The sequence below is a fragment of the Aeromonas sp. 25-248 genome (genome assembly GCF_053005425.1).
Genome location: NZ_JBRKTB010000010.1, coordinates 67,668 through 93,821, shown reverse-complemented (window position 1 = coordinate 93,821; position 26,154 = coordinate 67,668). Strand labels below are relative to the sequence as shown.

Sequence of the window (26,154 nt, the reverse complement as noted above, 5' to 3'; positions counted from 1 at the left end):
TTGGCGTCCCGTTGCTTTCACACTATGGCTCAGAAAACAGATAGATAGCAGCTTAGCACTGGGCAATGGCGCTCTGCACCCGTTTATCCGAGATGGGGTATGGCGTCCCCAGTTGCTGGGCGAAGAAGGAGACTCGCAGCTCCTCGATCATCCAGCGAATATTGGCCACCTCGGTGGGAATAAGCTGGGATTTGGGGATCTTGGCGAGCAGCGCCTTGTACTCCGACTCCACGCTGTGCACCTTGAGCATGTAGACCCGATCCCGGTTAGGATCGATGGCGAGCTTCTCGAGACGACGCTCGATGGCCCGCAGGTAGCGCAGCAAGTCAGGCAGCCGCTGCCAACCGGTCTCGGTGACAAAGCCCTTGTGGATGAGGTTGCCGAGCTGCTGCTGGATGTCCGACATGGCAAAGGCGGTGTCGAGCTGCATCTTGCCCTTGAGCCGTTTCTTGATCTCATGGGAGAGGGTCAGCACGGCTTCCACCTGTTTGGCCACCTCCACCACGGCGTCGTTGAGCTCGGCGCGGACATACTCCTTGAGCGCCTCGAAGCCGGCCTCGTCCCAGGCCATGCCGCCGTGCTGCTCGATGAGCTTGTCGCAGCCGCAGGCGATGCAGTCGTCAATCAACTCGGCCACCTTGCCAAAGGGGTTGAAATAGAGGCCCAGCTTGGCCTTGTTGGGCAGCTTCTCCTGCAGATACTTGATGGGGGACGGCACGTTGAGCAGCACCAGCCGGCGCTGGCCCGCCCACATCAGCTGCTGTTGCACCACCGGACTCTCCACCAGCTGGATGGCCACCGAATCCTTCTGATCCACCAGGGCCGGATAGGCTTTCACCTCGAAGCCGCCGCGCTTCTGGCTGTACTCCTGGGGCAGCTCGCCAAAGCTCCACAGGGTGAGGCCGGACTGCTCGATGTCGTCGTCCGCCACCTGGGACAGGGTTTCCTGCACCTTGCCACGCAGGGACTCTTTCAATGCCTCCAGGTCCTTGCCTTCCGCCACCTTCTTGTGTTTATCGTCCACCACCCGGAAGGTGAGTTTCAGGTGATCGGGCACCGCAGCCCAGTCCCAGGATTCGCGGGGTACGGTCACGCCGGTCATGCGGCGCAGCTGGCGCTCCATCTCGTCCAAGAGCGGCCCCTGTTCGGGATTGATGCTGGCAAGCAGCGCATCGGCGTAGTTGGGGGCCGGCACGAAGTTCTTGCGCATCGGCTTGGGCATCGACTTGATGAGGGCCACCAAGAGCTCGTGACGCAGCCCCGGGATCAGCCACTCGAACCCTTTCACTTCCACCTGATTCAGGAGCGGCAGCGGGATATGCAGGGTCACGCCGTCCGCCGCCTCCCCCGGCTCGAACTGGTAGGTCAACTTGAGCTTGAGACGCCCCTGCTGCCAGAAGTTGGGGTAGTCGAGATCGCTGATGTGGGCCGCGTCCCCCTTCATCAGCATCTCTTTCTCGAAGTTGAGCAGCTCGAGATCCTGCTTCTGCGCCTCCTTCCACCACTTGTCAAAATGCCGGGCGGAGATGACCTCCTCCGGCAGACGGGCGTCGTAGAAGCGGAACAAGTCCTCGTCATCCACCAGGATGTCGCGGCGCCGCGACTTGTGCTCCAGCGCCTCCACCTCGGCCAGGAGCTTGCGGTTATCGCTGAAGAAACGGTGGCGGGTCTCGAAATCCCCCTCCACCAGGGCGCGGCGGATGAAGAGCTCGCGGCACAGCGCCGGATCGATGCGGCTGAAGTTGATGATGCGCTCGTTGACCAGAGTCAGGCCATAAAGCGTCACCTTCTCCTTGGCCATCACGGCGCCATTTTTCTTCGACCAGTGGGGGTCGCTGTGGTGTAGCTTGATGAGGTGACCTGCCAGCGGCTCCACCCACTCCGGTTCAATCTTGGCGTTGATGCGGGCGTAGAGGCGCGAGGTCTCCACCAATTCTGCGGCCATCACCCACTTGGGGGGCTTCTTGAACAGACCCGAGGCCGGGAAGAGGTGGAAGCGGCCATTGCGGGCCCCGAGGAATTCGGGCTTCTCCAGATCCTTGTTGCCGATATGGCTCAAAAGACCGGTCAAGAGCGCACAGTGCACCGTCTTGAAATCCGCCGGTTCATGGTTGGCTTTAAAACCCAGTTCTTTGACCGTCTGGCGCAGTTGGAAGTGAATGTCCTGCCACTCGCGCACCCGCAGGTAGGAGAGAAACTCCTTCTGGCACATGCGGCGAAACGGGTTGCTGCCAAGGGCATCCTGCTGCTCTTTCAGGTAGTTCCACAGATTGACGAAGGCGAGGAAGTCAGACTCCTTGTCTTCAAAGCGTCTGTGCTGCTCGTCGGCGGCCTGCTTCTTCTCCATGGGCCGCTCGCGGGGATCCTGAATGCTGAGGGCGGCGGTGATCACCATCACCTCGCTCAAACAGCCGGTTTGCGCTGCGCTGATCACCATCTTGGCCAGACGCGGATCAAGGGGGATGCGCGAGAGCTGGCGACCGATCTCGGTCAGTTGCAGTTTGGCTTCGCGATCGCCGGTGGCGGGCAGCTCGCGCACCGCCTCCAGCTCTTTCAAGAGGGTCAGGCCGTCCTTGATATGGCGCGACTCGGGTGGCTCGACGAAGGGGAACGCCTCCATATTGCCAAGGCCGAGCGCCAGCATCTGCAGGATGACCGATGCCAGGTTGGTACGCAGGATCTCGGGGTCGGTAAAGGCCGGACGGCCGTTGAAATCCTCCTCAGAGTAGAGGCGGATACAGATACCGTCCGCCACCCGGCCACAGCGCCCTTTACGCTGGTTGGCGCTGGCCTGGGAGACCGGCTCGATGGGCAGGCGCTGCACCTTGGTGCGCCAGGAGTAGCGGCTGATGCGGGCGGTGCCCGGATCGATGACGTAGCGAATGCCCGGCACCGTCAGCGAGGTCTCCGCCACGTTGGTGGCCAGCACGATGCGCCGCCCGGCATGTTGCTGGAACACCTTGTTCTGCTCGGCGTTGGAGAGGCGGGCGTAGAGCGGCAGTACCTCGGTATCCCGCAGGTTGAGCTTGCGCAGGGCATCGGCGGTATCGCGGATCTCCCGCTCGCCGTTCATGAAGATGAGGATATCCCCCAACCCTTCGCGTGCCAGCTCTTCCACCGCATCGAAGATCCCCTGCAGTTCGTCGCGCTCCTCCAGCCCTTCGCTTTTATCACTGACGAGCGGGCGGTAGCGCACCTCCACCGGGTAGGTGCGGCCAGAGACCTCGATCACCGGCGCCTTGTTGAAATGGCGGGAGAAACGTTGCGGGTCGATGGTGGCCGAGGTGATGATCACCTTCAGATCCGGGCGCTTGGGCAGCAGTTGCTTGAGATAGCCCAGAATGAAGTCGATGTTGAGGCTGCGCTCGTGGGCCTCATCGATGATGATGGTGTCGTACTGGGTGAGCATCCGGTCATTCTGGATCTCCGCCAGCAGGATACCGTCGGTCATCAGCTTGATGTGGGTCTGCTCGCTCACCTGATCGGTAAAGCGCACCTTGTAACCCACGTAGTGGCCAAGCTCGGACTCCATCTCCTCGGCAATACGGGCCGCGACGGTACGGGCCGCCAGACGGCGTGGCTGGGTGTGGCCGATGAAGCCCTTGACCCCACGCCCGAGCGCCAGACAGATCTTGGGGATCTGGGTGGTTTTGCCAGAGCCGGTTTCGCCGGCGATGATCACCACTTGATGCTCTTCAATGGCTTTGGCGATCTCCCCCTGCTTCTGGCTGACTGGCAGATTGTCCGGATAGGTGACCTTGGGCACGCCCGCCAGACGGGACTGGTAGCGCGCCTGTGCCACATCCAGGTCAGCGGCGATGGTCTCGAGCACGGCAGCCTGCTTGGCTTCCGGCAGCTTCTTGACCCCGTGCAGTCGACTGGAGAGACGGCGGGCGTCGAGATTCATGCAGGCGGTAAGACGGCGGCGCAGCGCCTCGATAGAGAGAGACAAGGTACGAATTCCTTAAAAAAGTGCCCATCAAGGGCCATATCGATAGCTGAGGAAGATCCTAAAGAGCGAGGCTGGGCGGTGCAAGCCTTAAAGCGCCGCGCCAGCACATCAAGCCGGTGGCGTCATGACCGCCACGGATGGAAAGAGCAGGCCGGGGCCTGCTCTTTGAAAACAACCAGACAACACCGCTCAGACTCTGGCCTGATGCACGAAACAGGTGCCAAGCTGGGCGTGGATGGCCTGCATCACATTGTGGCGGTTGATGACCCCGAGCAGGCGCCCCTCCTCCACCACAGGATAGATCTTGGGCTTTTGACCCATCATCATCTCCGCCAGATCCAGGATGCTGGTGTCGGGGCCGACTGCCAGCACCTCCTTGCGCATCACATCCCTGACCTGGGCCACCTGTTCACAGTGGTAGGCCTCCTTGAGCATGACGGCGATGCAATCCTGCTCGGAGACCCAGCCAATCAGATGTCCCTGGCTGTCCACTACGGGGCCGCCCAACTGATGACTGTTGAGAAATTTTTCCACCGCCGCCTGTACCATCATCTCTGCGCTGAAGGTGATGGGCTTGGTCTGCATGTAGTCCTTTGCCTTGAGTGATTCCATGACGCTTTCCCCCAACGAGCCTCCCGAGGGGAGGCAAGAGCCGGGCACTATGTCCGGCTCACTCCAAGCATAGTCCGCATGGATCAGGAGATGGATTGCAGCAAGAGCAAGAGCTCGTTCTGGCTGTGGCAGTCGGTCTTCTTGAACACCCCTTTCAGGGTGGAGCGCACGGTTTCCACCTTGACACCGCGCAGCTCCGCAATGTCGTTGCTGCTGTAACCCTTGCTCATCAGCACCAGCAACTCCTTCTCGCCGATGGTGAGGGGATAGAGGCTGGCCAGCGCTTCGATGTCGGGGTTGAAGGCGTGCTCGGGGTCACGCAGCACCACTTCCACATAGCGTTCAAAGCGGCTGAGTCCGCTCATCAGGGTGCATTGGACCAGCAGCGGGCGCAGGTTAGGCTGACGGGGAATGGACATATAGGCGCTGGCGCCGGGCAGCAAATAGGCAAAGCCATTGAGGATCTCCTTGAGCTGGCGTTGCTGCTCCTTATTCTGCAAAGAGAAAATGCCATTGATGGCCCGCAATTCCACATTTTCATCGGCGATACGGTTGAAGGCCACATTGGAATAATGAATATGCCCCTTGTCGTCTATGATGGCGCTGGGCTTATTATGGTTTTTCACCAGCTGTTGCAACTGATAGTTCTGGGTTTCCAGGGCCAGCAAGTTCCAATAATGGTGACTCCAAGCCGCCAGTCCGGAATAGATTTCGGAGAGCGAGGTGAGGTCGCGACTGCTGAAATCATCTTGCGCTGCACCACGGTAACTGCACAGGCTGCTCAGCCCACGCCCTTTGACCTGGCAGACGCCGCCGGCGGCGAATTGGGCGCCGAAACTTGCCAGCAGGCCGACCGAGCTTGAAATGCTGTTGGCGCTGACGATCCCCTTGCACCCTTTATCCAGATAATGGTTGAACCACACATCCTGGCGATGATGTTGCAGGTAAAACTGCTGCTGGGCCTCGGTCAGACCGCTGGAAAAAAGCTTTATTCCGTCGCTCTTGTCATCATCCCGCAATAAAAACAGGGATGAACTACAGGAAACGTCGGCGCGAAATTGGTCCACGACGAGCTTAATGTCAGAATCATTAATACCGCACTCGTATAACTGGCTGATATAGGGCGATATCCTTTCTTTCTCTAATGCCTTCACACCCGAACTCCTAATTCTTATTTTTATTGAAGAGGCATCTTACTCTGCAATGGGATAGCCGAAAAGTAGTCAAATGAACAAAGGGTTTATGATTTATTCATAAATAGTCATGAATATAGGCCCATGAATGAATATGACCAGAAAGGGTAAATAGCCGCTCATGTTTTTCCTGGCGCTGGTCGCTTTCCTCCCTGTTTTGCCTCTTGATGCCTCACCACCCACTCGCCATCCCGGCCCCTCTTCCCCCCAAGATCACGCTTTTCAACCTTGGGGTCATCTGCATCCACACCGATTCACATGTTGCATTTTGGTGACTTTGGTGTTTCCATTTTGAGCTTTGGACGATATTGTATATACAAATCATCCCCTCAACGGAATTGAACCATGCGGATCACAAGGAGAGAAAATGGAACCTGAACACACGCTCACTGCACCGGCAGGATCAGGGGCCGGCATCAAGCTGCTGCTGGCCAGTCTGCTTGGCATCGCCATCTTTTTTGTTCCCTTCGAGCTTGGCGGGCGCAGCACCATAGTGGTGGATCACCTGGCCGGCTTCCTGATTGCCCAGCGTCCCCTTGCCCTGACCCTCATTCTCTTGCTCATCGCCTATGGCGCCATCACCCCCTTGCTGGATGGCCGCTGGCGCGCCCGTCCCATCGACAGGGTACTGAGCCTGTTCAAGCTGCTCGGGCTGGCCCTGGCCATTTTGTATGTCACAGACTGGGGCCCTGCCTGGTTGATGACCCCGGATCGCCTCCCCTTCCTGTTCGACAAACTGGCCATGTCTGTGGGCCTCATCGTGCCTATCGGCGCCATGGCCCTGACCTTCCTGCTCGGTTTCGGCCTGCTGGAATTCATCGGGGTGCTGATGCAACCCGTGATGCGCCCCCTGTGGCGCACGCCGGGTCACTCCGCCATCGATGCGGTCGCCTCTTTCGTCGGCAGCTACTCGGTGGGCCTGCTCATCACCAACCGGGTCTTCCTCGCGGGCAAGTACACGGTGCGAGAAGCCGTCATCATCGCCACCGGCTTCTCCACCGTCTCGGCCGCTTTCATGATCATCGTGGCCAAGACCCTCAACCTGATGGGACACTGGAACTTCTACTTCTGGTCCACCCTGGTGATCACTTTCGTCATCACCGCCATCCTGGCGCGTGTTCCTCCCATCAGTCGCCTGGCTCACCATGGGGAGACCGACGAGCCGCTACCGGCTGGCATGAGCCGCTGGCAGGCGGCCCTAACCTGCGGCCTGACCCAGTCCCACCAGGCCGATCCCCTGTTGCGGCAATTGAAGGACAACCTCAGGGACGGTCTTCACATGGCCGCTGCCGTGGTGCCCACCATACTGTCCGTCGGTCTGCTGGGCCTGCTGCTGGCAAAGCACACTCCCCTGTTCGATCTGCTGGGCTGGCTGCTCTGGCCACTGACCTGGCTGCTGGATCTCGGCGAGCCGCTCGCCACCGCCAAGGCCCTCTCGGCCGGTCTGGCCGAGATGTTCCTGCCCGCCATCCTGCTCAAGGATGCCGACCTGCTGGTGCGCTATGTCGCGGCCGTGGTTTCGGTCAGCTCGGTGCTCTTCTTCTCTGCCTCCATCCCCTGCATCCTGGCCACCCGGATCCCGGTGAGCGTGGGACAGCTGGTGGTGATCTGGCTGCTGCGCACCCTGCTTGGCATCCTGCTGGCCGCCTTGTGCGGCAGGCTGGCGCTGGCCCTAGGCTGGCTCGGTTGACCAGGGCTCACAAAAAAACAAAGCGCCGTCAGGCGCTTTGTTTTTATCGGGATTGTCTCAGGGGGCGATGACGGCGAACCGGCCGCTGTTGAAATCATCTATCGCCTGATGGATCTCTGCCTCGCTGTTCATGACAAAGGGACCATAACCCACGATGGGTTCATCGATGGGTTCGCCACTCAGCAGCAACAAGCTGGCCTCGCCCTCCGCCTCCAGCATGAACTCCTCCCCGTTGGGATCGAGCAGCACCAGTTGTGCTTCGCCCGCGCGCTCCTGACCGTTGATCAAGAGAGAGCCCTTGAGCACCACCAAGGCGCTGTTCCATCCCGCTACCGCCGGCAGCACCACGCTGGCCCCGCCCTTGAGCCGCAGATCCCAGATGTTCATGGGCGAGAAGGTGCGGGCGGGCCCCGCTACCTCGCCTTGTTGCAACCCGGCATCGTTCCCGGCGATGATGCGCACCCGCACATCGCCCTCCTTGAGGCTCAGTTGCGGGATGGTGTCGCTAGTGATGCCCTGATAACCGGGCGTCGACATCTTGTGTTTGGCGGGCAGGTTGACCCAGAGCTGCACCATGTCGAGGGTACCACCACGACGGGTGAACCCCTGGGAGTGGAACTCGTCGTGCATGATGCCGGCGGCGGCCGTCATCCACTGCACGTCTCCCGGACCGATGATCCCCCCCTGGCCGGTCGAGTCGCGATGGGCGACCTCCCCTTCATAGACGATGGTGACCGTCTCAAAACCACGGTGCGGGTGTTCCCCCACGCCCCTGGCATGATCGGCGGGCTCGAAATGTGCCGGGCCAGCCCTGTCCAGCATCAGGAAAGGGCTCAAGGCGCGGCCATGGGTCTGATACGAGAACAGCGAGCGAACCGGGAATCCGTCGCCGACCCAGTGTTGTCGAGGGGCGCTGTAAATACCGATGACTCTTTTCATGATGCTCTCCTGGGTGATCGTCACGGGATGTGTCGTTGCTCGCATTGTGAGTCTGGAACGCTGCGTCCGGTAGACGTAAAATTTGCCATCAGCGTCCTATTTTGTGAACGATAACCCCATGCAACAGGATCTCAACGACCTCTATTTCTATGTCCAAGTGGTGGATCACGGGGGCTTTGCCCAGGCCGGCAGGGCCCTCGGCATGCCCAAATCCAGGCTCAGCCGCCGCATCGCCATGCTGGAGGAGCGACTCGGGGTGCGTCTTATCCAGCGTTCCACCCGCAGCTTCACCGTCACCGAACTCGGGCAGGCTTATTACACCCGTTGCCGGGCCATGCTGGTGGAAGCCGATGCGGCGCAGGATCTCATCGCCGCGACCCAGAGCGAGCCTTGCGGTCTGGTGCGCATCGCCTGCCCCATCGATCTGCTGCACGCCCACGTAGGGAGGATGCTGGTCTCTTTCGCCCTGGCCCATCCCAGCGTCAAGGTGCAGCTCGTCGGGGTCAACCGGGCGGTGGATCTGGTCGCGGAGGGGTTGGACATGGCGCTCAGGGTGCGACCACTGCCCCTGGAGGACAGCGATCTCGCCATGCGGGTGCTGGGTTATGCGACCCAGTGTCTGGTGGCAAGCCCGGCCCTTGTCGCGTCACTCGGCATGCCCCGGGCCCCCGCAGATCTGCTGTCATGGCCGAGCCTCGGTCATGGCGCCAGCCTGGAAGGCCATCACTGGACCCTGCTGGGCCCCGATGGGGCCCGAGTCAAACAGCACCACAGCCCCCGCTTTGCCACCACCGACATGCAGACATTGCGTCAGGGGGCGATCGACGGGCTCGGGGTCGTGCAACTGCCCACCATGATGATGAATGAGCCCCTGGCGGATGGCCGGCTGGTGCGTCTGCTCCCCAACTGGGCACCGCGCCAGGAGGTGATCCACGCGGTCTTCCCCTCACGCCGCGGTCTGCTGCCTGCCATCCGCGCCCTCATCGATCATCTGGTCGAGGGCTTCTCCCCCCTGGGGCAGGCAAGTGCGCCGCCCCCGCCATGATCTGTGCATGGCCATTCCCGGGGGAGCCGACATGCAAAAGGCCAGAGCTTGGCTCTGGCCTTTTCATTTTTCCCCTTCCCAGAGGAGGGGAAACGGATACGGGCAGTATCCTCAGAAAGGCATCTTGAAGCCCGGGGGCAGTTGCATGCCGCCGGTCAGCTCGCCCATCTTGGCCTTGTTCTGCTCTTCCACGCGGCGCACGGCGTCATTGACGGCGGCGGCGACCAGATCTTCCAGCATCTCCTTGTCATCTTCCATCAGGCTAGGATCGATCTCGATACGACGCACGCTGTGGCTGCCGGCCATGGTCACCTTGACCATGCCTGCGCCCGCCTCGCCGACCACTTCCATCTGGGCCAGCTGCTCTTGCATCTTCTGCATGCGCTCTTGCATCTGTTGGGCCTGTTTCATCAGGTTACCCATTCCACCTTTACCAAACATAGATCGTCTCTCGTCTTGAAATCCGGCATCCAGCGCCGGGCTGTGGGTTCATCTGCCCTAAGTGGGGGCAGCCAAAGGTCTTTTCAACCGGGGGCAAGCCCCGGCACGGTTTTTTCAGCGCAACTCAGCGACTCAGGGGTTCGATGCTCTCGGGATGGAGCACGGCGCCGAAACGCTGCTGCAAGAATTGTACGTTGGGATCCGCCGCCAGATCCCGGCTCACCTGTTCACGCACCCCGAGATAGAGACGATGCTCTATCTCGAGCGGCGTCTCCCGCGCGGGATCCGAGCCCAGGGTCACATCGATGTGAACCGGGCCGCCCAGCTCGGGACCGATGATCTCGGCCAGATCGGCGCGGGCCTTGTCGCTCACCAGATGGCGCTGCTCGGGTTTGAGCAGCAGGGTGACCCGATTGCCTTCCCGGGTCATCACCGCGTTGATGGCCAGTTGACGCAGCCGCCCCCCCACCCCGGTGCGGGCGATGAGCTCGGCCCAGGCGTCCCCGCAATTGACCAACAAGGACGAGGGGATCAGACGGGCGACCTCCCCCTCCTCCTCGGGTTGTTCGTCGCTTTCCAGCGCATCCCAGTCGATGGTCTCCATCAACGCAATGGCGGGCTGAGGCTCGCTGGCGACCACTGGAGGCGCGGCAGGCACCATAGCGACAATCGCAGGTGCCGCCGCATCCGCGCTGCCGGCGTCAGCGCTCAGATCCCAGGGCGGCAGATCTTCCTGCGAAGGAGGAGCCATGGTGGCGGGAGCTGGCTGGGCGGAAGTCACTGCCCGCGTGGGCAACGGGGCACTGGCAAACCCCTCGTCAAACCCCTGATTCAGATACTCTTCGTAGTCACTGGCCCCCTCTTCATAGGCATCCAGAGGGGGCAGGTCGTCATACCCCGTTTGCATGGCAGACCCCTGCCCCGGCATCTCGGACCGCGCCGCTGGTTGCACCTCGGCTTGGGGCGAAGTCGCGACGGCAGGCATCGCAGGGGCCGGTTTGGTCGCGGCCACCGGTTTGACGGGAGTGACCCGGGCGGGCGCGGCGTTTGCACTCTGCTCGCCACGCAGGCGGCTTCGCAGCAGATTTCGCTTGCCAAGCAGGCTCTGCATGCTGGAGGTCGAAGAGATGGCGACGTCTTCCCCTTGGACCTCAACCTGCTGCGTCTGCCCGGCGTCATCAGCCGCCAACGGCGCAGAGGCAGGCTCTGCAGGCGGACTGGCAGGCACCACGGCCTCGTAGCCCATCCGTTCGGCCTCGCGCAGCAGCTCATCCTGCTCGGCAAAGAGCGGATCCAGCACTGCGCCCTCCTCCGCCTTGGGTGCGGGGGCGACGTGCTCGGCCTCAAGGACCGATGCTGGCGCGGCGGGAGCCTGTGGTGCTGCGCTGGCAGCCGGGGCCGGCTCAGCCCCCTGGGGCTTTCCCGGCAGGAGCGGCGCGCTTTCCCTCGCTGCCGCCATCACGCCGGAGTGCCCTGTCATGAGAGGTTGGACCGCCAGGTTGGCGGGATGGACCACCTCGCGCCGGGGAGAGAAGGCCAGCATCCGCAGACAGGTCATCTCCAGTGCGGTGCGCCCGTCAGGGGCCCAGGGCAGATCCTTGCGCCCCCCCAGCACGATTTGATAGCAGAGCTGCACCTCTTCCGGGCTCATGGCTCCGGCGAGCTGCAGCAAGGCATCGGCATCCGCCCCCTGCTCCTGCACGCTCGCAGGCAGCAGTTGCGCCATGGCCACCCGATGGAGCAAGGCTTCCAGCTCGGCGTGAAGCTGGTCGAAATCCGGCCCCAGGGTAGCAATCTCGGTGATCTTGGCCATGGTGGCCGGGGCATCCTGGCGCAGCACCGCCTCCAACAACTGGTGCAGGTGGTGATGATCGAGGGTCCCCAGCATAGTGAGCACGCTCTCCAGGCGCACGCTACCGTTGCCGTGGGCCAGCGCCTGATCGGTGAGGCTCAGGGCATCGCGCATGCTGCCATCGGCCGCCTTGGCCAGGGCCAGCAGGGCGCGAGGCTCGAAGGGTTGCCCCTCCTGGTCCAGTACCCATTCGAGCTGCCTGGCGATCTGGGTCTGATCCAGGCTCTTCAGATGAAACTGCAGGCAGCGCGACAGTATGGTGATGGGGAGCTTCTGCGGATCCGTGGTGGCCAGCAGGAATTTCACATAGGGGGGCGGCTCTTCCAGGGTTTTGAGCAGCGCATTGAAGCTGTGGCGCGACAGCATGTGCACTTCATCGATGAGGTACACCTTGAAACGACCACGGGCCGGACGGTACTGCACGTTGTCGAGCAGCTCTCGGGTGTCTTCCACCTTGGTGCGGGACGCCGCATCGATTTCCAGCAGATCGACGAAATTGCCCTGATCGATCTCGCGGCAGGTATCGCACACACCGCACGGATGGCTGCTGATCCCCTGCTCGCAGTTGAGGCTCTTGGCCAGAATGCGGGCGATGGTGGTCTTGCCCACCCCGCGGGTCCCGCTCAGCAGGTAGGCATGATGAAGCCGTCCCTGATCCAGGGCATTGGTCAGGGCCGTCAGCACATGTTGCTGGCCGACCACTTGTTCAAACGTATGGGGGCGCCATTTGCGCGCCAAAACCTGATAGCTCATAGATCTCGATGCTGGGAAACGAGGCATTGAGGCTGGATGCTAACACAAATGGAGGGCTGGCTGTATGGGGGATGCGCCGCCTTGGGAGGGATCGCTTGAATTTCAAACCGGTGCCCGTTCAGGCACCGGTTTGCGGCAGAAAGCAGGGTGACGAGGCCTGCCGCGCGAAGGGGCGATTTACGCCCCCGCGAGTTCCACCAGAGAGACCACCTTGACGCCAGCGGCGGTCAGGCGGGCATCACCGCCCAGGGACGGCAGGGAGATGATGAAGGCAGCATCTGCTACCTCACCGCCGGCGCGGCGGATGAGCTTGACGGTGGCATCGACGGTGCCGCCGGTGGCCAGCAGATCGTCCACCACCAGCACCTTGTCACCGGGCACGATGGCATCGGTGTGCAGTTGCAGGGTGTCGGTGCCGTACTCCAGGGCGTAGGACTCCTCGATGACGGCGCGGGGCAGCTTGCCCGGCTTGCGCACCGGCACGAACCCCAGCCCCATGGCGTAGGCAACCGGGGCGCCGAAGATGAAGCCACGGGCCTCGGTGCCGACAATCTTGGTGATGCCTTGATCACGGTAATGATCGGCCAGCAGATCGATGGTGGCCTTGAAGGCCTCGGCATTCTCGATCAGGCTGGTGATGTCGCGAAACAGAATGCCCGGCTTCGGATAGTCGGGAATGGTCTTGATGCTCGCTTCGATAAACTTCAGGGTTTCCGGATTCATTATTTGACCGCTTATTTTTTGAGCCCTGCCATGGCGGCGCACGGGGTCTCCGCCTGGGGGCAATAAAAAGGCCCGTCACGCAAAAATGACGAGCCGACTCCATAGCATTATTGCCGCGATAGCTTAGGGATTTCACTTCTTCATTGCAACCGGCTCCAGCACCGGCAGACGCATCAACCAGGTGAGCAGGATCACCATTATGACAACCAGCAGCCACCTCACCCAGGGCAACGGCACCACCAGCAGCGATACCGAGAACGAGATCAGGATGAAGATGATGGCGCGGCGTCTCGCGTGACGGCGAATGCCGCGATACTGCTGCCAGTCGAGGATGGGGGGGCCAAACCAGGGATGCGCCAGCAACCAGCCATGAAAGCGGGGGGAGGAGCGCGCAAACAGCGCCGCCGCCAGCAACATGAAGGGGGTGGTCGGCAGCAGGGGCAGGACTATCCCGACTATCCCGGTGGCGAAGGCAAGCCAGCCCAGGGCCATCAGACACCAGCGTTTCATGGGTACTCCTCTGCATGTATCTCTGCCTTTAGCCTAACAGAGTTGGCCCGGAAGCTGACAGCCTGGCCCAGTCGGCGGCCGTCGATGGGGGTCATCGAGTGGGCAGACGGCTGACAATCCCGGCCATTGCCACTACAATCTGCGCTCTTTTTTCTCCCCTTGTCTTCGGAAGCAGCTATGCGCGTTATTTTGGCCCCCATGCAGGGGGTGCTGGATCACCTGATGCGGGAGGTCCTCACCTCCGTCAATGATTACGACCTCTGCGTCAGTGAATTCATCCGGGTGGTCGATCAACTGCTGCCGGCCAAGGTCTTCCATCGCCTCTGCCCCGAGCTGAAACAGGATGGCAAGACCCGTGCGGGGACCCCGGTACGGGTGCAACTGCTGGGACAGCATCCGGAGTGGCTGGCAGAAAATGCCATCCGCGCCATCGAGCTCGGCTCTCCCGGGGTCGATCTCAACTTCGGCTGCCCTGCCCCCACGGTCAACAAGAGCAAGGGGGGCGCCGTGCTGCTCAAGGAACCCGAGACCGTCTATCGCATCGTCAAGGCGGTGCGGGAGGCCGTGCCTGCCCACCTGCCGGTGAGCGCCAAGATCCGCCTGGGATACGATGACAAGGATCTCTATCTGGACAACGCCCAGGCCGTCTATCAGGGGGGCGCCAACGAGCTGGCGGTGCATGCCCGCACCAAGCGCGAAGGCTACAAGGCGCCGGCCCACTGGGAGTACGTGGACGCCATCCGCCGCGCCCTGCCCATCCCCGTCACCGCCAACGGCGAGATCTGGAACCATGCCGATGCCCTGACCTGTGCCCGGGTGTCCGGTTGCGATGCCCTCATGGTGGGCCGGGGCGCAATTTCCCTCCCCAACCTCGCCAACGTGATGAAGACGGGGTGTGCCCACATGAGCTGGGCCGAGGTACTGCAACTGATGGTGACCTACACCGAGCAGGATCTGGCGAGCGACAAGGCCGACTACTACCCGAGTCGCATCAAGCAGTGGTTCTCCTACATAGTGCGGGAATACCCCCAGGCCGACGAGCTGTTTCGCCGCATCCGCACCATCAAGACCGCAGAGGAGATCCGCACCGCCCTCGAGCGCGAGTGCGCCTCACAGGCCTAGACTTGGCCGCCGCCCCGCGGCGCCCTATGATGAAGGCTCATTGACAGGAGGTCAGGATGCAGGGAGTGCCGGTCAACTTTACCCATCAGCACGACAGGGCCGATTTTCGCGCCCTGCCGGGGCAGCCTGCGACCGAGCTCTATCGCGCCCACATCCAGCACCACATCTTCGATCCCCATAGTCACGAGGGGTTTGGCCTCGGTGTCATCGAGTGCGGTGCCGAGCGCTTTCGCTATCGCGGCAGCCAGCTCCTGGCCGGTCCCGGCAGCCTGGTGCTGATGAACCCCGATGAGCTGCACACGGGCGAGTCAGCCTGCGAGCAAGGGTGGCGCTATCGCATGCTCTACCTGCCCGCCGATCGGCTCGAGGCCATCAGCGGCGAGCGCGACTGGTATTTCACCGATGCCGTGCGAAGCGATCCGCGCACTGCCCCCGTCCTGCAGGCGACCCTGGATGCCCTCTGGCACTGTGACAGCGAGCTCGCCGCCGACGGCCTGCTGCTAAGGGTGTGCGAGACCCTGCGCCCCCATGCCCGGGCCCTGGCGGCCCCGCGCGAAGCGGCCCACCCTCTGGGCCGCGCTATCGACTATATGCAGGCCTGTTTCGCCCGCCCCATTACCCTGGCCGAGCTGGCCGGTTCGGTGAACCTCAGCCCCTACCACTTCCAGCGCAGCTTCAAGGCCCGCTTTCACGTCACCCCCCAGCAGATGTTGATGGCAATCCGCCTGCAGCGCGCCAAGGGGTGGCTGGCCGCCGGCCTGCCCGCAGCCGAGGTGGCCGCCGCCTGTGGTCTGGCCGATCAGTCCCACCTCAACCGTGCCTTCCTGCGCCGCTATGGCACCACCCCGGTCCGCTACCAGAAACAGGTGCAGGCTGGCCGCTAAAGCGCAATCTGGTTCAATACGCCCCCCTTCCCCCCTGCTAGGCTGGCCTCCTTCTTCTTTACCGGATATGAAACATGTTGATCGGAGTCCTGTTTGCCCTGCTGGCCGGCCTGATGTGGGGGCTCATCTTCGTCGCCCCCCTCTTGGTGGACGGCTATCCCCCCGCCCTGCTCGCGAGCGGCCGCTACCTCGCCTTCGGCCTCATCGTGCTGCCGCTCGCCTGGCAGGCCCGCAAGCACCTGGCGGCCCTCTCAGCCAGCGACTGGCGAGAGGCCCTCGCCCTCACTCTGGTGGGGAACCTCCTCTACTACTTCTGCCTGTCGGGGGCCATCTTGCGCATCGGCTCGCCCCTGGCAGCCATGTTTATCGGCACCCTGCCGGTGGTGACGGCCCTGGCCGCCAACCGCCTCTATGGCGCACGGGACGGTCGCCTCTCCCGCACCCGGCTCTACCCGTCCCTGGTGCTGATGGGGGCCGGTCTCTATCTGGTCAACAGCACCGAGCTCACCTGGCACACCGAGGCGCGCACCGAACAACTGCTTGGGCTCGCCCTGGCGGTGGGCGCCGTGCTGTGCTGGACCTGGTATCCCCTGCGCAACGCCCGTTGGCTGCGCGAGCACCCGGGCCGCAGTCCGGCCGTCTGGGCCACCGCCCAGGGGCTGGTGACCCTGCCGGTGGCGCTCATTGCCTATCTCGGCAGCCTCGGCCATCTTGCCCTGAGTGCACCGGACTTTCCCCTGCCCTTCGGGCCGACGCCCCTGCGCTTCGTGTTGCTGATGGGGGCAGTGGGGCTCCTCTGCTCCTGGCTCGGCACCCTGTGCTGGAACGAGGCGAGCCAGCGCCTGCCGACCGTGCTGGTCGGGCCGCTCATCGTGTTCGAGACTCTGGCGGGGCTCTTGTACGCCTTTATGCTGCGCGGGATCATGCCCCCCATGAGTACCCTGGTGGGTGTCGTCTGTCTGGTGGCGGGAGTGCTCTACGTCATCACCGGCAAGCCGCAGCACCTGCCGGAAAAACCCGTCAAAGCACGGTTAACTTGACTCATGTCATCTTGATAAACCGCGGGTTTCCCTATACTGGTCGAGTTTTATCACTCGTTTTTGGGGGCTGCTGTGTGTGAAGTGACGCAAGCCCGGTTGGCCGAATGGCATCAGCGCCTTCTGACCGACTGGGCGCAAACAAGAGAGGAGCTGATCCGTCAGCTCAAGGCCTGTCGACAAGATGACTGGGCACAGAAGGTGGAGCGCTGCGAGCGAGATCAACTGGTTGATCTGACCAGCCGTCTCGATCTGCCCGGGGTGGAACACAGCGTGGCACGCCTCAAGCGGCTCGACGCGGCGCTCTGCCAGATGGATCTGGGGCTCTATGGCTTCTGCTCCGATTGTGAGGAGCCGCTGCTCCCTGAACAGCTGGAACAGGATCCGACCCTGCAACGCTGCCCGCGCTGCGAGGCCCGCTACCGCAAGGGATTCCACGCTCACGAACTCTGATGGGGGGCACCCTTTGTGCCCGCCATTTTCCTCCTCCACCCCTTCTCACTTCCCATCATGACCAACCCCCTGGCGCGACGATCCCGGCAACCCCCGGGGGCAGCCGCACAGGCATGAAAAAGGGGAGTCATGGACTCCCCTTCTCGTACTGCGTACTCGTCACTGGGCCAGCAGGTGGCCTACCAGCTCATGACGCCACCCTTGCAGCAGCATGGGCTTGTCCGCCCTGGCCCGCTCCTCGGCACTCATGCGCCAGCTCCAGGTGAAGTACTGGTGGATGATCTTCTTGCTCGCCACCAGCTCCGGCGGAATGTTGCTGGCCTTGGCCTTCTCCTCCACCATGGCCTTGATGCGCTTGAGCTCGGCCTTGTACTGGGGGAAGTCCACCAGACGGCGGATGGGATCGGGCCAGCTAGCAGGGTCGCTCTGCTGGGCGGCGGCGACGATGTCCAGCATCCGCTTGCCGTGGATCTTGATCTCGATGGGCGAGAGGCCCAGCTCGTTGAGATCCCGAAGGGAAGCGGGACGACGCTCCGCCACCTTGAACAGGTGCAGCTCTTTCACAACGAAGTTGAGGGCGAGATCCCGGCGTACCGCTTCCTGCTGGCGCCAGGCGGCCAGCTCGCGCAGGATGGCCAGCTCGCGGCGACCCAGTTGCCAGGCGTTGACTATCTCGAGGTAGGCCTGACGGGGATCGCTGCCCTGGGTCTTGCGGGCGGAGTGGTTCTGGCACTCCTGTTCGAACCAGGGGAACTTGCCGCTCTCGCGCAGTCTGGCCATCACCTTCTCGTAGAGGGGCATGAGGTAGAAGACATCCGCCGCGGCATATTCCAGCTGACGAGGGGTAAGGGGGCGCGCCAGCCAGTCGGTACGGGCCTGATCCTTCTCAAGCTCGACCCCGAGGAATTCGTTGACCAGGGCGCCAAACCCCACCGACACGCCATGACCCAGGAAGGCTGCCGCCAGCTGGGTATCGTGCATCTGGTTGGGCAGGTGACCCGCCTGATGCTGGATGAGTTCCAGATCCTCACCGGAGGCGTGCAGGATGGCAATCTGTCCGGCCCGACCGAGGCGTTGCCACAAACCGGAGAGATCCAGGGTCAGGGGATCGAGCAGGGCAAGCTGCTTGCCATCGTAGATCTGGAACAGACCGAGCTGGGGATAGTAGGTACGGGTGCGAACGAATTCGGTATCGATGGCCAGGGGAACGTCGGCCAGAGAAGCGAGATACTGATCCAGTTCGGCTTGCTGTGAAATGAGTTGATATTGCATCGTTGCCTGCACGTTGGTCGGATCCAGAAAGAAAAAACCGTGGATGTCCCACGGTTTTGCATAACGACAGCGCTGGACTGCAAAGCAGTGCATGCCGGTTACTGCTTGGCAATCTCCTCGTCGCGCAGCACGCGGCGCAGGATCTTGCCCACGTTGGTCTTGGGAAGTTCGTCGCGAAATTCTACCAGTTTCGGCACCTTATAGGCAGTCAGATGTTTGCGGCAGTGGGCAATTATCTCCTCTTCCGCCAGCTTTGCATCTTTCTTGACCACGAAGATCTTCACCTGCTCGCCGGACACCGGGTTGGGTACGCCGACGGCGGCTACCTCCAGCACCTTGGGATGCAGGGCCACCACGTCTTCTATCTCGTTCGGGTAGACGTTGAAGCCGGAGACCAGGATCATGTCCTTCTTGCGATCGACAATCTTGAAGAAACCCTGCTCGTCGCATACCGCGATGTCGCCGGTGCAGAGCCAGCCATCCTGCATCACCTCGGCGGTCGCCTCCGGGCGCTGCCAGTAGCCGGTCATCACCTGAGGACCGCGCACCTGCATCTCGCCGGGGGCACCCCGTTCGGTGACCTGGTTACCCTCGTCATCCACCAGACGGATCTCGGTGGAGCAGACCGGCAGACCGATGGAGCCGTTGTAATCCACCAGATCATAGGGGCAGACGCTCACCAGGGGCGAGCACTCGGTCAGGCCATAGCCCTCCAGCAGCGGGGTGCCGGTCAGCCCCTTCCACTGCTCGGCCACCGCCCGTTGCACCGCCATGCCGCCACCGATGGTGAGCTTGAGCTTGGCAAAATCCATGCCCTTGAACTCGTCGTTGTTGACCAGGGCGTTGAACAGGGTGTTCACCCCTGTGATGCAGGTGAAAGGATACTTCTTGATCTCTTTGACAAAACCCGGGATGTCGCGAGGGTTGCTGATGAGCAGGTTGTAGCCCCCCAGACGCATGAACAGCAGGCAGTTCACCGTCAGGGCGAAGACGTGATAGAGCGGCAGCGCCGTGACCACAAACTCCTTGCCGCGCTCCAGCACGGGGCCATAGACACCGAGGCACTGCTCGACGTTGGCGATCATGTTGCGATGAGTCAGCATGGCCCCCTTGGAGAGGCCGGTGGTCCCGCCGGTGTATTGCAGGAAGGCGATGTCCTGGTTGCTGATCTCGGGTTTGATGTACTGCAGGTAGCGCCCCTTGGCGAGGGCCTGGCGCATGGTGCTGGCATGGGGCAGGTTGTACTTGGGCACCAGCTTCTTGACGTATTTGACCACGAAGTTGACCAGGGTCCCCTTGGCCAGCCCCAGGTTGTCCCCCATCCGGGTCAGGATCACGTGCTTGACCGGGGTGTCATACACGACTTTTTCCAGGGTGTGGGCGAAGTTGGAAACGATGACGATGGCCTTGGCGCCAGAGTCTTTCAACTGATGCTCCAGCTCGCGCGGGGTATAGAGGGGGTTGACGTTCACCACCGTCATGCCGGCCCGCAGGATGCCGAATACCGCGATGGGGTATTGCAGCAGGTTAGGCATCATCACGGCCACCCTGTCCCCCTTGCCGAGCTTGAGCTCGTTTTGCAGGTAGGCGGCGAAGGCTCGGGACTGCTCCTCCAGCCGGCGGTAGGTAATGGTCTGCCCCATGTTGACGAAGGCGGGCTGATCGGCGAACTGGTTCACCGACTCTTCAAACATCTCGACCAGAGAGCCGTATTGGTCTGGATTGATCTCGGCGGGCACCCCTTCTGGATAACGCTTCAGCCAGACTCTTTCCACGAACTTCTCCTGCATAACTCGCACCTGTGCGCTCACTGTGTTGCCTCCGTCCCTGTCACATCCATTTCAATCAATTGTTTTAAGTTCATGCTCTAATGCCGCACATATTTACATAAGGCAACATCAATTAACAGTGAATTAACAACGGGAAATGTGAGGGAGAAAGCAAACCTGACATGATTCAAAGCCGCCGATCCTACCGGATTTGAGCGAAGTTTTCGATATAAACGGCGGTTTCTGATGAATTTTCCATATGAAAATGATGGCCTCCTGCCACTGTCACCCGTTCAATGTGGCCAAAGGCCGCCTCCCGCAACTGCCACTGTGCCAGGAGCCCGGGGAAGCCCTGCTCTCCCCGGATAAAGAGCACCGGACAGACGATGGCCCGGATCAGGGCCTGGGCCTGCCCCTCGCTCATGCGCAGGGGCGAGAGATCGCGAAGACGGGGATCACTGCGCCAATACCAGCGCCCTGTCCGCGCCTCCAGTTGTCGCTCGCAGATAAGGCGTGCCGCACTCGGGGGGATGTCCGCCACCTTGCAGCGGGCAGCCACCGCCTCCTCGAGGGTGGCAAATCCACTGGTTGCACGCTCACGGGTACGAGTGCGGTTGAGGATGGCGCGGCGCAGCTGCCCCGGTACCTCCTCGTCGGGCTGGCTCAAGGGGCCGAGCCCCTCCAGCAGAATGAGCCGCTCGATTTGTTCGGGAAAAACGCCGGCATAGGCAGAGGCAATCAGCGCCCCCAGGGAGTGACCAAGCAGGATGAAACGCTGCCAGCCCGCGGCCTGGGTGATCTGGTAGAGATCATCCAGCCAGTCCACGAAGACATAGGGAGTCGACTTGTGATCGGAGTGACCATGGCCCGGCAGATCGACGCAGACCAGATGAAACGCTCCCAGCCAGGGGGCCAGAGGCAAAAAGCTGGCACCGTTGTCGAGCCAGCCATGGAGGGCCACCAGCAGCGGTCTGCCCTCCTGACCATTGTCCAGCAGGGCGATGTGCCGCCCGTCCGCCAGGCGCAGCCTGCGCTCCTGCAATGTCGCCGTCATCCGGGCTCCTCAGCGGCGCAGGGGCCGTCTGGGCCAGAAGGGATCATAGAAAGGATCGTAAAAGTAGGGATCCATGTAGCGGATCTCCACCTCCTTCACCGGTGGCCACAGCTTGCTCCCCGTCACCTTGAGTACCGAGAAGCGATACTTGTGCTCGCCAATCTGGCTGTCCACCGGCTTGTCGAGGGTGCCGAGCACCGTCAGGCTGCGACCCTTGGCATAGAGGGTCGGGTCGACAAACCCCTGCATGATGGCGAGAAAACGACCGGGGCTCTGCTCGGTCTGCTCCGGCACCCCATTGGACTTGAGGGGCAGATAGACCACCTCGATGACACTCTGATCCGCCTTGTTGTGGACCGCCGAGATGACACCGCTCCAGCGGGCCGGCTTGCCTTCCATCCCCTGCAGAGCGGGTTGATAGGCCACCAGCTGATCCGCAGGCTCATAGGCAAGCTCTTTGGGCACCGTGCTGCAACCGCCCAGCAGCAGCCCCACCAATCCCAGCATGATCACGGATTTTCTCATTCGTCTCTCCTTCATCGTCCGACAAAGCAGCCCGGGGCAGCCGCTGCCGTTTATTCGCGACCCGGCAGTTTCTTCCAGGTCACCTTGTCACGCAGATAGACAGGGGTGGCTTGCTCAACCGGCACCGCCTCACCCGCAAACCAGGCCTGGCGTGCCAGAGGCAGCATGTCGGCGGCCGCCGGGAAACGCACCTGGCTTGGCATCAGCACATCTGCCAGGCCGCCCAGAGTCTCGCCATAGGTTTCAAAACCGGTGCCAACGCAGCTCACCGCGCCAGTCAGCTTGTCACGGGCCTGCACCAGTGCGGCTGGCTCGCTCACCACCTCCTCGCCCACCAGCGTCATCACTCCGTCCACCAGGGCGTAGTGGCCGAAATAGACCTCGTCCATGCGCGCATCGATGGCGGCAAGCACCTGCTCGGCCCCTTCCAGCTTATGGGCCCCCTGGGCCATGGCCGCCAGGGTGGAGACACCGATCATCGGCACGCCGACACCAAAGGCGAGCCCCTGAGCCACGCTGATCCCGATCCGTACCCCGGTGAAGGAGCCAGGCCCACGACCGAAGGCGATGGCGTCGAGCTCATCCAACGATAGACCGGCTTCATCCAACAGAGCCTGAACCATGGGCAGGATCTTGCGGGTATGGTCACGGGGCGCCTCTTCCCAGCGGGAGTAGAGGGTATCGCCCACCAAGAGGGCTGCGGAGCAGGCTTCGGTGGCGGTATCCACGGCCAGGATCTTCAACTCATCCATTCTTTTTATTCTCTTCACATCAGTCAGTTAAATCGTCAGCATGGCCAAGGCCTGCCGTCATGCATGGCCGGGGGCAATCAGCCCCGGCGCGGCGGACTCACTCCCGTGGTCCGAAAAATTCTCCCAGGGTCGCCAGCTCCCGGGTCCGTGGAATGGCAGGCAGGCTCTTGATGAAGGTGGCGCCATAGGGCTTGTTGACCACCCGGGGATCACAAATAACCAGTACGCCGTGATCACTGCGATCACGGATGAGCCGCCCCACCCCCTGCTTGAGGGCAATCACCGCCTTGGGCAACTGCAGCTCGGCAAAGGGATCCCCCCCCTTGAGCTTGCAATCCTCCACCCGTGCCTTGAGCTGGGGATCGTCCGGGCTCGCAAAGGGCAGCTTGTCGATGATAACACAGGACAATGCCGCCCCCCGCACGTCTATCCCCTCCCAGAAACTGCTGGTGGCCACCAGCACGGCCCGACCGTTTTCCACGAAGGTCTTGAGCAGCCGCTGCTTGTTGTCTTCCCCTTGCAGCAGGACGGTGCGGCCGATTTCCCGGCGCAGCACCTCAGCCACCTGGCGCATCACCTGATGGCTGGTGCAGAGGAAGAAGCACCCCCCTGGCGTCTTGTTGATGAGGGGGATCATCAGGGTCGCCAGCTGCTCCCCGCGCCCGAAGGCATTGGGCTCTGGCAAGAAACGGGGTACGCACAGGCGCGCCTGCTCGGCGTAATCGAACGGACTGTCGAGAATGAGTTCGGCGCTGCCGGCCAGCCCCATCTCGGCGACGAAGTGGGCGAAGCGATTGTCCACCGTCAAGGTGGCCGAGGTGAAGACCCAGGCCACCTCGGGGCGCTGCACCTCGGCACCGAAGCGCTCGGCGACCGACAGCGGCGTCAGATTGAGGGTAAAGTGCAGACGCGAACAGTCATACCAGTAGGAGAAACCGGTCTGGTTGACCGCCAGCACCTCCCCAAGGCGGGTGCGCAGCTCGCTGATGCGCTCGAAACAGTGATCCAGCTGCTCCCCTCGCCCGAGCGCCAGTTTCAGCACTTCATAACAGAGCCCGATGGCATCGTTGAGGCGGGCCAGCGCCTGTGCCCAGAGGGATTGTCTCAGCAGATCCCGGGTGTTGCCGCGCCCCCCCTCCACGCCGAAGGCAAGGCGCAGATCCTGACTGGCAATGGCGAGCCTGTCCGCCGCCTTGCCAAGCTGGGCCATGTCATGAGCCTCTGCCCGGTAGGCGAGCTGGATATCCTGCGCCAAATCCTGGATGGTGCGGCTGCCCACGGACTTGCCGAAGTAGTGGCTGGCGATCTCGGGCAGCTGGTGCGCCTCGTCGAATACATAGACCTGCGCCTCGGGCACCAGCTCGCCAAAGCCGGTGTCTTTGACCGCCATGTCGGCGAAAAAGAGGTGGTGGTTGATCACCACCACCTGGGCGTCCATGGCACGGCGCCGGGCGATGACCAAGTGACAATCATCGTAATAGGGGCAGTCGCGACCCAGGCAGTTGTCGTTGGTGCTGGTGACGTGGGCAAGGATCTCGGCGTTCTCCTGTAGCCCCGGGATATCCCCCACATCGCCGTTGTCGGTGGCGGTCGACCAGGATTTGACCTTCACGAGATCGCTCAGGATCTCGGGCTTTTGCAGATGGGATTCACTCAACAGCCGGTTCATCCGCTCGATGCAGAGGTAATTGCTGCGCCCCTTGAGCAGTGCCACCGGCGGGGTGTAGTGAAGCGCCCCCGTGATGGTGGGCAGATCCCGATAGAAGAGCTGCTCTTGCAGATTCTTGGACCCGGTGCTGATCACCACCCGCTTGCCGGATTCCAGCGCAGGCACCAGATAGGCATAGGTTTTGCCAGTGCCCGTTCCAGCCTCCACCAGCAAGCGGCCACCTTGCTTGATGGCGCGCGACACCGCCTCGGCCATCTCCAGTTGCGGGGCACGGGCCTTGAAGCCGTCGATATGGCGGGCCAGGGGGCCGTCTGGCTTGAACAGGGTCTGGATGATGGTCAAAGGCATGTCCCGCTGCAAAAGCGGGCATTATGCCAAAAGCGCGGAAAAAGCGGGACTGATAATGCGTTCAGACGAACAGATCAATCCGGTGGTCCGGATCCGGTTTGTGATTATCATCCTGCACCGCTGGTTGATCAGGCCTTGGCGGCTGCTCCCTCTGCTGGTGATGCTGGCCACCGCCGTCATTGTCGGTGCCTATCTTGCGCAGCTGATGTTTCTGGCTGATCTGAGTCACCTCCCGCTTGATGTCATCCGGGCTCGGTGTCGAGGGTGCGCGGGGCAGGATGGGAAATAACAGGTCCTGGCTGGGCATGATGTCGCCTCCTTTGGCATCTCATTGTCTAGTTATCGACCAGAAAACCGTTTTCTCAACTTTAATCGTCCGGATCACATTTTTCGGTTGCATTTTCTGTCAAGGCAGGTAGTTTAAATCGGGCGTCAACAACGGCATCTGATTTGTAAAGGATTGATTACATCATGAAGTTCACCACCCTGAAGACTCATCATCACCATCATCATCCCGAATAGTCTTTCAGGAGGTTGACTGCTGGAAGACACTTAACTGGTGACTTCCAAAAGGACCGCAAGATTCATGAACCCTCGGAAGCACATACTTCCGAGGGTTTTTTCGTTTTTGACTAAAAGGAAATCGAGCAATGGAAACACAACGTCTGCGCATCGCCATGCAAAAATCCGGTCGTCTGAGCCAGGATTCCCAGGCCCTCTTCAAGAGCTGCGGCCTCAAGATCAACCTGCGGGAACAGCGCCTCATCGCCCATGTCGAGAACATGCCCATCGACATTCTGCGGGTGCGTGATGACGACATCCCGGGTCTGGTGATGGAAGGGGTGGTCGATCTTGGCATCATCGGCGAGAACGTTCTCGAAGAGGTGCAGCTCATCCGCGCAGCCCAGGGGCAGCCCTTTGCGGTGAAGACCCTCAAGCAGCTCGACTTCGGCGGCTGCCGCCTCTCTCTGGCGGTGCCGGACGATGTCAACTACACAGGACCCGAGAGCCTTGCCGGCAAACGCATCGCCACCTCCTACCCAGGTCTGCTCAAGCGCTTCTTCGACGAGAAGGGCCTGGGCTTCAAGAGCGTGATGCTGGGCGGCTCGGTGGAAGTGGCCCCCCGCGCGGGTCTGGCCGATGCCATCTGCGATCTGGTCTCCACCGGCGCAACCCTGGAAGCCAACGGCCTGAAAGAGGTCGAGGTAATCTACCGCTCCAAGGCAGTACTGGTGCAGGCCCCCAACCCCCTGAACGATGCCAAGCAGAAACTCATCGACAAGCTGCTGCCCCGCATCCAGGGGATGCAGCAGGCGCGCGAAAGCAAATACATCATGCTGCACGCCCCCAAAGACAAGCTCGATGCCATCACCGATCTGCTGCCGGGGGCGGAGCGTCCCACCATCATGCAGCTCGCCGGTGACACCAACCAGGTGGCCCTGCACGTCGTCTCCAGCGAAACCCTCTTCTGGGAGACCATGGAACAGCTCAAGGCCCTGGGTGCCAGCTCCATCCTGGTGCTGCCCATTGAAAAGATGATGGAATAAGCCGAGATGATG

The 26,154-nt window shown here is 62.0% G+C and carries 22 protein-coding genes and 1 other annotated feature; of the genes, 7 read left to right on the top strand and 15 right to left on the bottom strand.

Annotation, left to right across the window (positions count from 1 at the left end; translation table 11 throughout):
* Positions 1-52 precede the first annotated feature (52 nt).
* From hrpA to ACVDHI_RS14720, 3 genes are all read right to left on the bottom strand, one after another.
* A complete protein-coding gene (gene hrpA / locus ACVDHI_RS14730; protein WP_447212211.1) occupies positions 53-3,952 on the bottom strand; it encodes an ATP-dependent RNA helicase HrpA in 3,900 nt (1,299 codons plus the stop codon).
* Between the two features lie 189 nt (positions 3,953-4,141).
* Positions 4,142-4,564: a CBS domain-containing protein gene (locus ACVDHI_RS14725; RefSeq protein WP_010674714.1), complete on the bottom strand. Its 423-nt coding sequence runs from the start codon at positions 4,562-4,564 to the stop codon at positions 4,142-4,144.
* A gap of 83 nt (positions 4,565-4,647) precedes the next feature.
* Complete coding sequence (locus ACVDHI_RS14720; RefSeq protein WP_041215183.1) at positions 4,648-5,718, bottom strand: helix-turn-helix transcriptional regulator; 1,071 nt, start codon at positions 5,716-5,718, stop codon at positions 4,648-4,650.
* A gap of 406 nt (positions 5,719-6,124) precedes the next feature.
* On the opposite strand from ACVDHI_RS14720, the gene ACVDHI_RS14715 reads away from it, so the two are divergent.
* A complete protein-coding gene (locus ACVDHI_RS14715) occupies positions 6,125-7,447 on the top strand; it encodes a YjiH family protein (protein WP_010674712.1) in 1,323 nt (440 codons plus the stop codon).
* Positions 7,448-7,504: 57 nt separating this feature from the next.
* Here the strand turns inward: ACVDHI_RS14715 and ACVDHI_RS14710 are convergent, their stop codons facing one another.
* Positions 7,505-8,386: a pirin family protein gene (locus ACVDHI_RS14710; protein ID WP_134997138.1), complete on the bottom strand. Its 882-nt coding sequence runs from the start codon at positions 8,384-8,386 to the stop codon at positions 7,505-7,507.
* Positions 8,387-8,504: 118 nt separating this feature from the next.
* Here ACVDHI_RS14710 and ACVDHI_RS14705 point away from each other — a divergent pair, with 118 nt between their 5' ends.
* Positions 8,505-9,431: a LysR family transcriptional regulator gene (locus ACVDHI_RS14705; protein ID WP_324061609.1), complete on the top strand. Its 927-nt coding sequence runs from the start codon at positions 8,505-8,507 to the stop codon at positions 9,429-9,431.
* A gap of 111 nt (positions 9,432-9,542) precedes the next feature.
* On the opposite strand, the gene ACVDHI_RS14700 is transcribed toward ACVDHI_RS14705, so the two are convergent.
* The 4 genes from ACVDHI_RS14700 to ACVDHI_RS14685 all read right to left on the bottom strand — a co-directional run bounded on the left by ACVDHI_RS14700 (position 9,543) and on the right by ACVDHI_RS14685 (position 13,710).
* Positions 9,543-9,872 (bottom strand): YbaB/EbfC family nucleoid-associated protein, encoded by a 330-nt coding sequence (locus ACVDHI_RS14700; protein ID WP_005301028.1) that lies wholly within the window; start codon positions 9,870-9,872, stop codon positions 9,543-9,545.
* A gap of 124 nt (positions 9,873-9,996) precedes the next feature.
* Positions 9,997-12,477, bottom strand: coding sequence for a DNA polymerase III subunit gamma/tau (dnaX, locus tag ACVDHI_RS14695; protein ID WP_447212210.1), 2,481 nt, complete (start codon positions 12,475-12,477; stop codon positions 9,997-9,999).
* Between the two features lie 177 nt (positions 12,478-12,654).
* Positions 12,655-13,200 carry an adenine phosphoribosyltransferase gene (gene apt, locus ACVDHI_RS14690; RefSeq protein ID WP_010674707.1) on the bottom strand — a complete coding sequence of 182 codons (546 nt, stop codon included), beginning with the start codon at positions 13,198-13,200 and terminating at the stop codon, positions 12,655-12,657.
* Between the two features lie 132 nt (positions 13,201-13,332).
* Entirely contained in the window at positions 13,333-13,710 is a 378-nt protein-coding gene (locus ACVDHI_RS14685; protein WP_039039141.1) for a YbaN family protein, read from the bottom strand.
* A 177-nt stretch (positions 13,711-13,887) separates the two neighbouring features.
* On the opposite strand from ACVDHI_RS14685, the gene dusC reads away from it, so the two are divergent.
* From dusC to ACVDHI_RS14665, 4 genes are all read left to right on the top strand, one after another.
* Positions 13,888-14,832: a tRNA dihydrouridine(16) synthase DusC gene (dusC, locus tag ACVDHI_RS14680; protein ID WP_103243143.1), complete on the top strand. Its 945-nt coding sequence runs from the start codon at positions 13,888-13,890 to the stop codon at positions 14,830-14,832.
* Between the two features lie 56 nt (positions 14,833-14,888).
* Positions 14,889-15,716, top strand: coding sequence for an AraC family transcriptional regulator (locus ACVDHI_RS14675; protein WP_324061613.1), 828 nt, complete (start codon positions 14,889-14,891; stop codon positions 15,714-15,716).
* 74 nt (positions 15,717-15,790) lie between these two features.
* Complete coding sequence (locus ACVDHI_RS14670) at positions 15,791-16,756, top strand: DMT family transporter (RefSeq protein WP_324061615.1); 966 nt, start codon at positions 15,791-15,793, stop codon at positions 16,754-16,756.
* An 81-nt stretch (positions 16,757-16,837) separates the two neighbouring features.
* Positions 16,838-17,206, top strand: coding sequence for a TraR/DksA family transcriptional regulator (locus ACVDHI_RS14665; protein WP_039039175.1), 369 nt, complete (start codon positions 16,838-16,840; stop codon positions 17,204-17,206).
* 159 nt (positions 17,207-17,365) lie between these two features.
* On the opposite strand, the gene rnd is transcribed toward ACVDHI_RS14665, so the two are convergent.
* From rnd to ACVDHI_RS14630, 7 genes are all read right to left on the bottom strand, one after another.
* Positions 17,366-18,478 carry a ribonuclease D gene (gene rnd / locus ACVDHI_RS14660; RefSeq protein WP_039039174.1) on the bottom strand — a complete coding sequence of 371 codons (1,113 nt, stop codon included), beginning with the start codon at positions 18,476-18,478 and terminating at the stop codon, positions 17,366-17,368.
* A gap of 98 nt (positions 18,479-18,576) precedes the next feature.
* Positions 18,577-20,253: a long-chain-fatty-acid--CoA ligase FadD gene (gene fadD, locus ACVDHI_RS14655; protein ID WP_010674700.1), complete on the bottom strand. Its 1,677-nt coding sequence runs from the start codon at positions 20,251-20,253 to the stop codon at positions 18,577-18,579.
* 196 nt (positions 20,254-20,449) lie between these two features.
* Positions 20,450-21,301: an alpha/beta fold hydrolase gene (locus tag ACVDHI_RS14650; RefSeq protein WP_042863844.1), complete on the bottom strand. Its 852-nt coding sequence runs from the start codon at positions 21,299-21,301 to the stop codon at positions 20,450-20,452.
* A 9-nt stretch (positions 21,302-21,310) separates the two neighbouring features.
* Positions 21,311-21,826: a Slp family lipoprotein gene (locus ACVDHI_RS14645; RefSeq protein ID WP_039039136.1), complete on the bottom strand. Its 516-nt coding sequence runs from the start codon at positions 21,824-21,826 to the stop codon at positions 21,311-21,313.
* A 50-nt stretch (positions 21,827-21,876) separates the two neighbouring features.
* Positions 21,877-22,578: a tRNA (adenosine(37)-N6)-threonylcarbamoyltransferase complex dimerization subunit type 1 TsaB gene (tsaB, locus tag ACVDHI_RS14640; RefSeq protein WP_323881463.1), complete on the bottom strand. Its 702-nt coding sequence runs from the start codon at positions 22,576-22,578 to the stop codon at positions 21,877-21,879.
* A gap of 97 nt (positions 22,579-22,675) precedes the next feature.
* Positions 22,676-24,595 (bottom strand): ATP-dependent DNA helicase, encoded by a 1,920-nt coding sequence (locus ACVDHI_RS14635; RefSeq protein ID WP_042017607.1) that lies wholly within the window; start codon positions 24,593-24,595, stop codon positions 22,676-22,678.
* A gap of 61 nt (positions 24,596-24,656) precedes the next feature.
* Positions 24,657-24,902 (bottom strand): hypothetical protein, encoded by a 246-nt coding sequence (locus tag ACVDHI_RS14630; protein ID WP_447212209.1) that lies wholly within the window; start codon positions 24,900-24,902, stop codon positions 24,657-24,659.
* Positions 24,903-25,092: 190 nt separating this feature from the next.
* Positions 25,093-25,221: a sequence feature (His leader region), on the top strand.
* A gap of 24 nt (positions 25,222-25,245) precedes the next feature.
* Here ACVDHI_RS14630 and hisG point away from each other — a divergent pair.
* On the top strand, positions 25,246-26,142 hold the full coding sequence (gene hisG, locus ACVDHI_RS14625) for an ATP phosphoribosyltransferase (RefSeq protein WP_010674694.1): 897 nt from the start codon (positions 25,246-25,248) through the stop codon (positions 26,140-26,142).
* The last annotated feature ends 12 nt before the right edge of the window (positions 26,143-26,154 follow it).